At 70.1% G+C, this 11,418-nt stretch carries 9 protein-coding genes; 6 read left to right on the top strand and 3 right to left on the bottom strand.

The features are described from left to right. The coding region (rluD, locus tag D588_RS23780; RefSeq protein WP_017914770.1) for a 23S rRNA pseudouridine(1911/1915/1917) synthase RluD at positions 1-944 on the bottom strand (944 nt) is incomplete at its 3' end. A gap of 116 nt (positions 945-1,060) precedes the next feature. Here rluD and D588_RS0101870 point away from each other — a divergent pair. The 4 genes from D588_RS0101870 (at position 1,061) to D588_RS0101855 (ending at position 5,511) form a co-directional block, all read left to right on the top strand. Next, positions 1,061-1,936, top strand: a complete 876-nt coding sequence (locus D588_RS0101870) for an outer membrane protein assembly factor BamD (protein ID WP_017910377.1) — start codon at positions 1,061-1,063, stop codon at positions 1,934-1,936. Positions 1,937-2,271: 335 nt separating this feature from the next. Beyond that, entirely contained in the window at positions 2,272-3,222 is a 951-nt protein-coding gene (locus D588_RS0101865; RefSeq protein WP_017914769.1) for a hypothetical protein, read from the top strand. 52 nt (positions 3,223-3,274) lie between these two features. Continuing rightward, positions 3,275-4,012, top strand: coding sequence for an ATP-binding cassette domain-containing protein (locus tag D588_RS0101860; protein WP_026143272.1), 738 nt, complete (start codon positions 3,275-3,277; stop codon positions 4,010-4,012). A 32-nt stretch (positions 4,013-4,044) separates the two neighbouring features. Beyond that, positions 4,045-5,511: a glycine betaine ABC transporter substrate-binding protein gene (locus D588_RS0101855; protein WP_026143271.1), complete on the top strand. Its 1,467-nt coding sequence runs from the start codon at positions 4,045-4,047 to the stop codon at positions 5,509-5,511. A gap of 187 nt (positions 5,512-5,698) precedes the next feature. Here the strand turns inward: D588_RS0101855 and D588_RS0101850 are convergent, their stop codons facing one another. After that, positions 5,699-6,907 (bottom strand): aminotransferase class V-fold PLP-dependent enzyme, encoded by a 1,209-nt coding sequence (locus tag D588_RS0101850; RefSeq protein WP_026143270.1) that lies wholly within the window; start codon positions 6,905-6,907, stop codon positions 5,699-5,701. 70 nt (positions 6,908-6,977) lie between these two features. On the opposite strand from D588_RS0101850, the gene egtB reads away from it, so the two are divergent. Continuing rightward, the gene (gene egtB / locus D588_RS0101845; RefSeq protein ID WP_026143269.1) at positions 6,978-8,267 is read left to right on the top strand and encodes an ergothioneine biosynthesis protein EgtB; all 1,290 of its coding nucleotides are present in this window, start codon (positions 6,978-6,980) and stop codon (positions 8,265-8,267) included. Beyond that, the gene (gene egtD / locus D588_RS0101840) at positions 8,264-9,283 is read left to right on the top strand and encodes an L-histidine N(alpha)-methyltransferase (protein ID WP_017914764.1); all 1,020 of its coding nucleotides are present in this window, start codon (positions 8,264-8,266) and stop codon (positions 9,281-9,283) included. The genes egtB and egtD overlap by 4 nt, the downstream gene beginning before the upstream one ends. A 191-nt stretch (positions 9,284-9,474) precedes the next feature. Here egtD and D588_RS0101835 read toward each other — a convergent pair whose 3' ends face one another. Continuing rightward, positions 9,475-11,112: an NAD+ synthase gene (locus D588_RS0101835; RefSeq protein WP_026143268.1), complete on the bottom strand. Its 1,638-nt coding sequence runs from the start codon at positions 11,110-11,112 to the stop codon at positions 9,475-9,477. Between the last annotated feature and the right edge of the window lie 306 nt (positions 11,113-11,418).

Raw genomic sequence — 11,418 nt, 5'->3', positions numbered from 1 at the left:
AGGTCGGCCGGCACCGCCGCGGTGGCGCGGACCGGCTCGCCGCTCGAGGGATGCTTGAACTCCAGGGTCTCGGCGTGCAGCGCCTGGCGCTTGAAGCCACGCAGTTCACCGATCAGCTCCTCGCTGGCGCCCTTGGGCAGCTTCAGCGGGCCGCCGTACAGCGGGTCGCCGACGATGGGGTGCTTCAGGTGCGCCATGTGCACGCGGATCTGGTGGGTGCGGCCGGTCTCCAGGCGGCATTCCAGGGCCGTGTGGGCGCGGAAGCGCTCGCGCAGCCGGTAGTGGGTGACCGCGTCGCGGCCGTCCTCGCGCACCGCCATGCGCAAGCGGTCGCGCGGATGGCGGTCGATCGGCGCATTGGCGGTGCCGCCGGAGACCAGAGCCCCTACCACCACCGCCAGGTACTGCCGGTGCACGTCGCGCGCCGACAGCTGCGCCACCAGCGAGGTATGCGCCTGCAGGGTCCGCGCCACCACCATGGCGCCGCTGGTGTCCTTGTCCAGGCGGTGCACGATGCCGGCACGCGGCAGCGCCGACAGCCCCGGGTCGCGGTACAGCAAGGCATTGACCAGGGTGCCGCTGGGGTTGCCGGCGCCCGGGTGCACCACCAGCCCGGCTGGCTTGTTCAGCACGATGACCTGGTCGTCCTCGTACAGCACCTCCAGCGGGATGTCCTCGGGCAGGGCGTGGGTCTGGGTGTCCAGCACCGCGTGCAGGCTGGCGATCTCGCCGCCGCGCAGCGCATCGCGCGGCCGCGCCGGGGCGCCGTCGAGCAGGGCATCGCCGGATTTGATCCATTCGGCCAGGCGCGAACGCGAGTATTCGGGGAACAGTTCGGCCAGCACCGCGTCGAAGCGGCGGCCGGCGGCGTGATCGGGGACGCGCGCCTGGCGCGGGCCGTCGCTGACGGCGTCCTCGGGGAGATCCGGGGGGGTATGGGGCATGGCAGGGGCACGGCTTGGGTCGGAAAAAGGGGGTCGCGGCGGCCATAGTCAGTCGCAGGACAGGCCACTAGGCTATCATCGCCCCTTCGTATTCCTGCCCTGCCGCGCCCGAACCCATGATCCGACGCTCCGTCCCGCTGTCCGCGCACGTCCGTTTCATCGCCCTGCTGCTGGTCACGCTGGTCGTGGCGACGGGTTGCCACCGTCAGAAGAAGAACCCCGAAGAAGGGATGCCGGTCGAGCAGCTCTACCAGAAGGCGCATGCGCAGATGGAGAGCGGCAACTGGGCCGGCGCCGAGAGCAGCTTCAAGCGGCTGATCGCGCAGTACCCGTACGGCAACTACACCGAGCAGGCGATGATCGAAAGCGCCTACGCCCAGTACAAGGCCGGCAAGCACGACGACGCGGTGTCGACCATCGACCGCTTCATCCGCACCTACCCGACCCAGCGCAACATCGCCTACATGTACTACCTGCGCGGGTTGTCCAACTCCAACCGCGACACGGTGTTCCTGCGCCGGGTGTGGTCGCTGGACCCCAGCCGCCGCGACCTGTCCACCCCGCAGCAGGCCTACGCCGACTTCAACACCGTTGCCGAGCGCTACCCCAACAGCCGCTACGCCGCCGACGCGCGCGCGCGCATGATCGCCCTGCGCAACGTATTCGCCCAGCACGAGCTGGACAACGCGCTGTACTACCTGCGCCGCGACGCCTGGGTGTCGGCCGCCTCGCGTGCCACCTACCTGCTCGAGACCTACCCGCAGAGCGCCTACCAGAACGACGCGGTGGCGGTGCTGGCCGATGCCTACACCCACCTGGGCAACAAGACCCTGGCCGCCGACGCGCGCCGCGTGCTCGAGCTCAACGACCCGCAGCACCCGTGGCTGACCGGCAACTGGCCGAAGTACCCGTGGATGATCCGCAAGCTCAACCCGTTCGCCGGCGAGAAGTCCGCCGCCACCGGGCAGTCCAATTCGCAGATGCAGCGCTGATCCACCGCGCCGACACGATGCACACCGACAGGGGCCGCACGGCCCCTGTCGCGTTTCCGGGCAGCGCCGATCGGCCCCCGTGGTCCACTCGGGCACCTGCGCGCGGCGGCTGCAGGCGGCCATGACGACACCAGTGGGCACCCAAGGCGAGGCAGGTGCGCGCGTCGCCAGGCAGCGCCAGTCCCGATCACTGGACGCCCGGCATGGCGCGCCTCCAGGCCGATCCCGGCGGAGTGCGACCCGCACCGCAGTCCCGGGAATTGGCGCCGATGCCCGTGGCCGGGCTTGCTAGGCTGGTCCCGTGCCCGCCCCGGGCCGCTTCCGCCGGGAACGCCATGTCTCTTTCCCTGCTGCGCCCGCTGCTGCGCCTGTTCGCTGCCGTCCTCGCCGTCGCTGCCGCACCTGCCACCGCGGCACCGGCCATCGTGTACGGGGTCAACGGCCACGACGGCCGCCCGGCCTACCCACTCAGCCAGAGCGAGGCGGTGTTCCGCCTGCTCGACCGGCGCAACCTGCGCAGCTACCGGTTCGACGTGGACCCGCGCAACTTCGCCGTGCTCGACCGGCTGGTGCAGCTCTCGCGCCAGTACAACATCGCGCTGCGGCCGATGGTGTACCCGATGTCGCGCGAGATCGGCTACGCGCTGGCGCGCCGCTATGCCAACGACATCAAGGTCTGGGAGATCGGCAACGAGCAGGACCTGGACCGTGCCGCCGCGCCGGCGCGGATCGCGGCGATGACCACGATGTACCGCGGCATGAAGCAGGCCTCCGACGAGGTGGGCGCCGGCCTGCAGTTCACCATCAACATCACCGCCTGCAACAGCGACGACCATTCGGCCAACGCGCGCTGCCCGGGCGACCGCAACGGCTCGCTGTGGTTCCTGGACCAGGCCAAGGCCGCCGGTTTCGACTTCGACCGGATCAGCTTCCACTACTACGCCTTCCACGGCGAGCGCGGCTACTGGATGGACCTGTATCTCGGACAGCTGCGCGCCGCCGCGCAGAAATACGGCACCAAGGTCTACGTCAACGAGCTCAACTGCGCCGAGATCTACACCGGCAACACCGATGGCGGCCATCCCGGCGACGGCGCCTGCTACGACAGCGTGGCGGACCTGCTGCAGACGCTACGCAGCGACTATGCCGACGTGGTCGCCGAGATCAATCTCTACGAACTGCTCGACCAGCCGGACCAGCAGGGCGCGGAGGCACATTTCGGCCTGATGTACGACCTGGGCCGGCCGAAACCGACGCTGGACCTGCTGACCGACGCCGCGCGCTGAGGCCGCGGCGTCTTCGCACGGCGTGGTCGCCGCCTGCGGCTATGCTGCGGCGATGTTCGAACTGCATCGGGTCACCCGCCGCTACGGCGACATGCTGGCACTGGACCAGGTCGATCTTCGCATCGCCCCGGGCCGCACCACCGCGTTGATCGGTCCCAGTGGCGCCGGCAAGTCCAGCGTGCTGCGCCTGCTGCTGGGGCTGGAGTGGCCGGATAGCGGCGAGGTGCGCTTCCAGGGCGAGCCACTGCGTCGCGCCACCCTGTTGGCGCAGCGCCGGCGCATCGGCTACGTGATCCAGGAAGGCGGCCTGTTCCCGCACCTGAGCGCCCGCGACAACGCCGCCCTGCTGGCGCGCACGCTGGGCTGGACGCGGCCGCGCATCGAGGCGCGCCTGCACGAGCTCGCTGCGTTGTGCCGCCTGCCGGAAGCGCTGCTGGCGCGTTATCCAGCCGAGTTGTCCGGTGGCCAGCGCCAGCGCGTCGGACTGATCCGCGCGCTATTGCTGGACCCGCCGGTGCTGCTGCTGGACGAGCCGCTGGGCGCGCTCGACCCGATCGTGCGCCACGAACTGCAGACGCAGATGCGCGAGCTGTTCGCGCTGCTCGGCAAGACCGTGGTGCTGGTGACCCACGACGTCGCCGAGGCCGCCTACCTGGGCGACACCCTGGTGCTGATGCGCGGCGGCCGCGTGCTGCAGGAAGGCAGTGCGCACCAATTGCTGGAGGCGCCGGCCGATCCGTTCGTGAGCCAGTTCCTGCAGGCGCAGCGCACCCTGGAGGAGGCGCGATGACCTCGCGAGGCGCGCGCTGGCGCGCGGTCGCGCTGCTCGCCCTCGGTGCAGCAGCCAGTTTGCTGAGCCTGCCGGCCGCCGCCACCGACACCAAGGTCGTGGTCGGCTCCAAGAACTTCACCGAAGCGGTGGTGCTGGGCGAGATCGCTGCCGGCGCCGGGCGCCAGGCCGGGGTCGAGGTCGAGCACCGGCGCCAGCTCGGCGGCACCCGCATCCTATGGCGTGCGCTGGAGCAGGGTTCGATCGACGCCTATGCCGAGTACACCGGCACGCTGGCCGCCGAACTGCTGCAACTGCCGGGCGCCGACGACGACGCGCTGCGCAAGGCGCTGGCGCAGCGCGGCCTGGCGATGAGCGCGCCGCTGGGCTTCGACAACACCTATGCGTTCGGCATGCGCCGGCAACGCGCGCAGGCGCTGGGCATCGTGCGCCTGTCCGACCTCGCCGCGCATCCGACGCTGAAGTTCGGACTGAGCAACGAATTCGTCTCGCGCGCCGACGGCTGGCCCGGCGTGCGCGACGCCTACGGGCTGCCGCAGGTGCCCACCGGCCTGGACCACGACCTCGCCTACCGCGCGCTGGACAGCGGCGCGATCGACCTCACCGACCTGTACAGCACCGATGCCGAGATCCCCGCGCACGACCTGCTGGTGCTGCAGGACGACAAGCACTACTTCCCGCGCTACGCGGCGGTGTTCCTGTACCGCGCCGACCTGGCGCAGCGCGCGCCGCGCTTCGTGCAGGCGCTGCAGGGGCTGGGCGGGCGCATCGACGCGGCGACCATGCAGCGGCTCAACGCCGAGGCCAAGCTCGACAAGCGCGCCGAAAGCGCCATCGCCGCACACTGGCTGGGCATCGCCGCGCCGGCCGAGGACGGACGGATGCAACGGCTGCTGCAACGCACCCGCGAGCACCTGGCGCTGGTCGGGCTGTCGCTGGGCCTGGCCCTGCTGGTGGCGCTGCCGCTGGGTATCCTGGCCGCGCATCGGCCACGGCTCGGCCAGGCGGTGCTGGCCCTGACCGGCGTGCTGCAGACGCTGCCGTCGCTGGCGGTATTCGTGTTCATGATCCCGCTGTTCGGCATCGGCGCCAAACCGGCGATCGCCGCGCTGTTCCTGTACAGCCTGCTGCCGATCGTGCGCAACATGCATGCCGGCATCACCGGCATCCCGCGCGAGCTGCGCGAGACTGCCGCCGCGCTGGGCCTGCCGCCGGGCACGCGGCTGTGGCGGATCGAACTGCCGCTGGCGCTGCGCACCCTCCTCGCCGGCATCAAGACCGCCGCGGTGATCAACGTCGGCACCGCGACCCTAGGCGCGCTGATCGGCGCCGGCGGCTACGGCCAGCCGATCCTCACCGGCATCCGCCTGGACGACCTTGGCCTGATCCTGGAAGGCGCGGTGCCGGCCGCGCTGCTGGCGCTGCTGGTCCAGGGCCTGTTCGAGCTGCTGGAACGGGTGCTGACCCCGCGTGGATTGCGCCTGGCGGCGCGGCGGTAGGTCAAGCCAGCACCGCGGGCATCAGCGATGTGGCCGGCCTTCGGCAACCCGCACCCGCGCTAAACGCATCACAGCGGCATCGGGTCGCGGCTGAAGCCATGCATCAAACAGGATCGACGATGCGGACCAGTAGTCGATTGCCTTCCCATCGAAACCGAAGACAGACAACAACCGCACGCACGTGCGCTCAAGCACGCGCCGCAGCCACCATCTCTTGCGCCAGGCCGCGCATCGCCTCCGGCGTCAACTGCAGATAGGGCGCGATGCGCAGGGCGCCATGGCGATGGGTGCAGATGACTTGCGCGTGCTGCAGCCATGGCAGCAAGGCCGGCATCGACGATGCTGGTGGGCGTAGCGCGTACAGGTGCGGCGCATGCCCAGGCACGGTCCAGTCGCCCGCGCCCGCCGCGTGCAACTCCGCGTCGAATGCAGCACCAAGTGCGCCCAGCCGCTGCGCGATGCGCGCCGGCTGCCACTGCTGCACCTGCTGCAGCGCCGCGCTGGCCATCGCCAGGCGCAGCGGGTCGGCGACACCGCCGGCATCGAAGCGACGCGCGCCGCTTCGGTACGGGGGCGGCGCCTCGGCCGGGAACTGCCAATCCGCTCCCGGGTCGCGCGCCTGCCAGTGCTGCTCGAACGGCACGCCGTGCGCGCGCCAGTGCGGCGAGGCCCACAGCCATGCCAGCCCCATCGGTCCGAGCAGCCATTTGTGTCCGACCGAGACCACGAAGTCCGGCCGCCAGGCATCCAACCGCACCGGCAGCACGCCCAGGCTCTGGCTCAGGTCCAGCACCAGCATCGCGCCGGCCGCATGCACGCGCGGCGCGATCCGATCCAGATCCAGCAGACCGCCGTCGCGCCAATACGCATTCGGCAATGTCGCCACACGCACGCGCGGCTGCGCGTCGAGCGTGGCCAGCACCGCATCAGTCCAGTCCTGTCCGGGCGCCCGCCGCACCACAGCGAGGTGCGCACCGCTCTCGGCGCAGCGTTGCTGCCACGCCAGTAGATTGGACGGAAACTGGCCATCGAGCAGCAGGACCGCATCGCCAGGCGCCAACGGCACCTGCCGCGCCGCGATGGCCAGGCCATAGGCGGCCGACGGCAACATCGCCACGCCCTCGCTGTCGCCCGAGAACACCGTGGCTGCCGCCAGCGCGCGCAGGTCTTCGATCTGCGCGCGCCAGGCATCGAAGGACAACGTCCACGGCGCGATCGACTCGGCCAGCGCCGCCTGCCCCGCGACCAGTGCACGGTGCAGGCGCGGCCCCTTGCTGGCGGTGTCCAGGTAGCGCACGCCGGGCGGCAGCGCGAACGCCTCCGCCGCGGTATCGAGGTCGACCAGGGCGCCGGCGGAAGCCGAACCGGCAAGGTGGTGCAAGGCGCTCGTAGACATGTGTCTAGGGTAACGCCACGGTCCGCGACGCGTGACGGTCCGTTCACGCCGCTGCGCTAAGACTGCATCGATGCAAGCGATCTCTCCTGCGTCACCGCCCTCGCCCATCGCATCCGTCGCGACGCTGGCGGACCGCCTGCGCCGCGTGCGCGCACGCAGCCGTCATCTCACCGCACCATTGAGCGAAGAAGACGCGATGGTGCAGAGCATGGACGACGCCAGCCCGGCCAAATGGCATCTGGCGCACACCACCTGGTTCTTCGAGCGGTTCGTGCTCGGCGCCGATCCGGCGTACCGCCCCCACGATCCGCAGTGGGACTACCTGTTCAACAGCTACTACCAGAGCATCGGTCCGGCGCATGCGCGGCCGCATCGCGGCCTGCTGTCGCGGCCATCGCTGGCGCAGGTGCTGGACTACCGCAGCGAGATCGAAACCCGCGTACTGGCGCAGTTGCAGGCCGGCACGCTGGAGCCGCAGACGCTGCAGATCCTGGAACTGGGCCTGCAGCACGAACAACAACACCAGGAACTGCTGCTCACCGACATCAAGCATGCGTTCTGGCGCAATCCACTGGGCCCGGCCTATCGCGCCGACCTGGCGACCCAGCACGCGCCGGCGTCCCCGCTGCGCTGGCTGCAGCGCGACGAACGGATCAGCGAGATCGGTGCCGCGCCGTGGCCGGCGCATGCCCACTTCGCCTACGACAACGAATCGCCGCGGCATCGCGTGCTGGTGCCGGCGCATGCGCTGGCCAGCCGCCCGGTGAGCAATGCGGAATACGACGAGTTCATTGCCCATGGCGGCTATGCCACGGTCGGGCTATGGCTCAGCGACGGCTGGGCGCAGCGGTGCGCCGAGGATTGGCAGCGCCCGCTGTACTGGCATGCCGACGGCGCGCGCGAATTCACCCTGGGCGGCTGGCGCGAACGCGATCCGCATGCGCCGGTGTGCCATCTCAGCCTGTTCGAGGCCGATGCCTTCGCGCGCTGGGCCGGCGCGCGCCTGCCGACCGAGGCGGAGTGGGAACAGGCGGCCACCGGTGTCGCCATCGCCGGCAACTTCGTCGACACCGATGCACTGCATCCGCAGTCGACGGCGCCGGCCGACACCGGCCCGCAGCAGTTGTTCGGCGATGTCTGGGAATGGACCGGCAGCGCCTACCTGCCCTACCCCGGCTTCCGCCCGTGGTCGGGTACGCTGGGCGAATACAACGGCAAGTTCATGAACGCGCAGTGGGTGTTGCGCGGCGGCAGCTGCGCCACGCCGCGCGACCACATCCGCGCCAGCTACCGCAACTTTTTCCCCTCCGATGCGCGGTGGCAGTTCGCCGGCGTGCGCCTGGCCAAGGATTCCGCATGAATGCCGCAACCGCCCGTGCCCTCACCGAAGCCGCCCTGACCGACCTGCATCCGCAGCCGGACGACATCACCGCCGATGCGATCGCCGGCCTGTCGTGCAGCCCCAAGCAGCTACCGTCCAAGTATTTCTACGACGCCGAAGGCTCGCGCCTGTTCGAGGCGATCACCCGCCAGCCCGAGTATTACCTGACCCGCACCGAGCTGGATTTGCTGGAAGCGCGGATGCCGTCGATCGCGCAGGCGGTGGGCACCGGCGCGCACGTGGTGGAACTGGGCAGCGGCAGCGGCCGCAAGACCCAGTTGCTGCTGGACGGCCTGCGCATGCCGGTGGCCTACACGCCGATCGAGATTTCCCGCGACATGCTGATGTCCAGCACCACGCGGCTGGCCGAGCGCTTCCCGCACATCCAGATGCTGCCGGTGTGCGCCGACTTCACCGCGCCGGTGGCGCTGCCGGCACCGCAGCGCGGCGCACGCCGCACCCTGGTGTTCTTCCCCGGCTCGACCCTGGGCAACTTCACCCGCGAGGACGGCATCGCCCTGCTGCGCTCGATGCGCCAGACCATGGGCGCTGACGGCTGCGCCCTGGTCGGCATCGACCTGGTGAAGGACACGGCACTGCTGGAGGCGGCCTACAACGACGCCGCCGGGGTCACGGCCGAATTCACCCTGAACCTGCTGCGCCGGCTCAACCGCGAGATCGGCAGCGATTTCGACCTGGCGCAGTTCCGCCATCATGCCGTTTATTCGGAAGCGCGCGAGCGCATCGAGACCTTTCTGGTCAGCCAGTGCGCGCAGCAGGTAACCGTGGCCGGGCGCCGCTTCGATTTTGCCGAAGGCGAAGCGATGCAGGTCGAGTACAGCCACAAGTACACCGACCAGAGCTTCGCAGCGATGGCCGCCGAGGCCGGTCTGCGCGTCAGCCACGGCTGGAATGCGCAGGACGATGCGTTTGGGTTGCGGTTGTTGCAGAGCGGGGACCCAGGGCCCGGGAGTCGGGACCCGGAAAAGCCGTAATCCTGCGAGATGCGGGACGCCATGATGGTGTCCGCGGCAAAATCGCTATCAAGCGATTTTTTGTGGGAGGGGCTTCAGCCCCGACAGGCTTTCCCGGTAAAGCCCGTCGGGACTGAAGTCCCTTCCACAGTGCAATCGCAACCGCCTTGCACTCGCGGAAAAATCGCGGGTCCCGGCTTTTCCCAGTTCCCTCAGGCCTGATACCCATTGCTGATCGGATAGCGCCGCTCGCGCCCGAACGCGCGGCGCGACACCTTCGGGCCCGGCGCGGCCTGGTGGCGCTTCCATTCGCTGATGCGCACCAGCCGCACCACCCGGTCGACCACCTCGGCGGCATAGCCGGCGGCGACGATCTCGTCGCGCGATTCCTCCTGGTCGACGTAGCGGTACAGGATGCCGTCGAGCACGTCGTACGGCGGCAGCGAATCCTGGTCGGTCTGGTTGGCGCGCAGTTCCGCCGAGGGCGGCCGCGCGATCACCGCCGGCGGGATCACCGGCGCACCGCCCACCGTGTTGCGCCACTTCGCCAGGCCGAACACCTCGGTCTTGTACAGGTCCTTCAGCGGCGCGTAGCCGCCGCACATGTCGCCGTAGATGGTGGCGTAGCCCACCGCGTACTCGCTCTTGTTGCCGGTGGTCAGCAGCAGGCCGCCGAACTTGTTGGCCAGCGCCATCAGGATCACGCCGCGGCTGCGCGACTGCAGGTTCTCCTCGGTGACGTCGGGCTCGGTGCCGGCGAACAGCGGACCGAGTGCACTCAGCAAGCCCTCGAACGCCGGCTCGATCGCCACCGTCTCCAGCTTCACGCCCAAGGTGCGGCATTGATCCGCGGCCAGGTCGTTGGACAGGTCGGCGGTGTAGCGCGACGGCAGCCGCACCGCGGTGACGTTGTCCGCGCCAAGCGCGTCCACCGCCATCGCCAGCACCAGCGCCGAATCGATGCCGCCGGACAGGCCCAGCCAGACCTTGGAAAAGCGATTCTTTGCGCAATAGTCCTGCAGCCCGCGTACCACCGCGCGCCAGGCCAGCGCATCCATGCTCTCGTCGCCGTCGTCGGTCCAGCGCAGCGGCGCGAAGCGGCGCGCGGCGGTGTCGTACTCCACCACCAGCCATTGGTCGGTGAAGGCGGCCGCGGCCGGATGCACGGTGCCGTCGCCGTCGGCCACCACCGAGGCGCCGTCGAACACCAGCGCATCCTGGCCGCCGACCACGTTGAGATAGGCCAGCGCCGCGCCGCTCTCGCGGCTGCGTTCGGCCAGCAAGGCATCGCGCTGCGCGTGCTTGCCGCGCTCGTAGGGCGAGGCATTGGGCACCAGCACCAGTTCCGCGCCCGCCCGCACGGTCGCCGCCAGCGGCTCCGGGAACCACAGGTCCTCGCAGATCACCAGGCCGACCGGTGTGCCCTTGACCTCGAACACGCAGTTCTCGCCGTCCGGGTCCACGTCGAAATAGCGGCGCTCGTCGAACACCGCGTAGTTGGGCAGTTCGCGCTTGCGGTAGGTGCGTTCGATGCGGCCGCCGCGCAGCACGCTGGCGGCGTTGTAGACCACGCTGCCGGCGCTCTGCGGCCAGCCGACCACCGCGACGATGCCACGCACCTGTGCGGCGATGCGCTGCACCGCGCGCTCGCAGTCGGCCAGGAAACCCGGCCGCAATAGCAGGTCTTCCGGCGGATAGCCGCTGACCGCCAGTTCCGGGAACAGCACCACGTCGGCGCCGTACTCGTCGCGCGCCTCCTCGATCAACGCAATGATCCGGTCGGTGTTCTGGGTCACGGCGCCGACCGGGAAATCGAACTGGGCCATGGCGAGGCGGAGGGAAGCGGACATAGGCAACCTTGCAGGAACGAATGGAAGACCGTCAGGCGCCACACGAGCGCATCGCACCTGCCGCGGCGCCGTTGCATCGCACGGCGCCATGCGCAGTGTAGCGCTGTGCCGGGTTGCGGCCGATGATGCGCGTGCCGCCACGTTGGAACGCGGCAGGTCACCCGGGCAAGCCGCATCTTGGATGCGCACATGGCGGCAGCCGCGGCGCTGCCGCAGGACGCTCTCCAAGGTGCACGCCCCCGAGAAAGGCGCTTGGCCAGGCACCCCGCGTCGCGACTGAAGGGCACCTCGAACAACCTGCCACGA

Origin of the sequence: Xanthomonas sp. SHU 308 (assembly GCF_000364645.1) — a bacterium.
Classification (GTDB): Bacteria; Pseudomonadota; Gammaproteobacteria; order Xanthomonadales; family Xanthomonadaceae; genus Xanthomonas_A; species Xanthomonas_A sontii.
Note: the sequence above shows the minus strand (reverse complement) of the source record. Positions and strands in the feature narration are given on the sequence as shown.

Excerpts from the sequence above, each read along its gene's own strand:
- D588_RS0101835 (WP_026143268.1), bottom strand. The coding sequence starts at position 11,112 with ATGTCCGCTTCCCTCCGCCTCGCCATGGCCCAGTTCGATTTCCCGGTC.
- egtB (WP_026143269.1), top strand. The coding sequence starts at position 6,978 with ATGCAAGCGATCTCTCCTGCGTCACCGCCCTCGCCCATCGCATCCGTC.
- D588_RS0101870 (WP_017910377.1), top strand. The coding sequence starts at position 1,061 with ATGATCCGACGCTCCGTCCCGCTGTCCGCGCACGTCCGTTTCATCGCC.
- D588_RS0101850 (WP_026143270.1), bottom strand. The coding sequence starts at position 6,907 with ATGTCTACGAGCGCCTTGCACCACCTTGCCGGTTCGGCTTCCGCCGGC.
- D588_RS0101865 (WP_017914769.1), top strand. The coding sequence starts at position 2,272 with ATGTCTCTTTCCCTGCTGCGCCCGCTGCTGCGCCTGTTCGCTGCCGTC.
- D588_RS0101860 (WP_026143272.1), top strand. The coding sequence starts at position 3,275 with ATGTTCGAACTGCATCGGGTCACCCGCCGCTACGGCGACATGCTGGCA.
- egtD (WP_017914764.1), top strand. The coding sequence starts at position 8,264 with ATGAATGCCGCAACCGCCCGTGCCCTCACCGAAGCCGCCCTGACCGAC.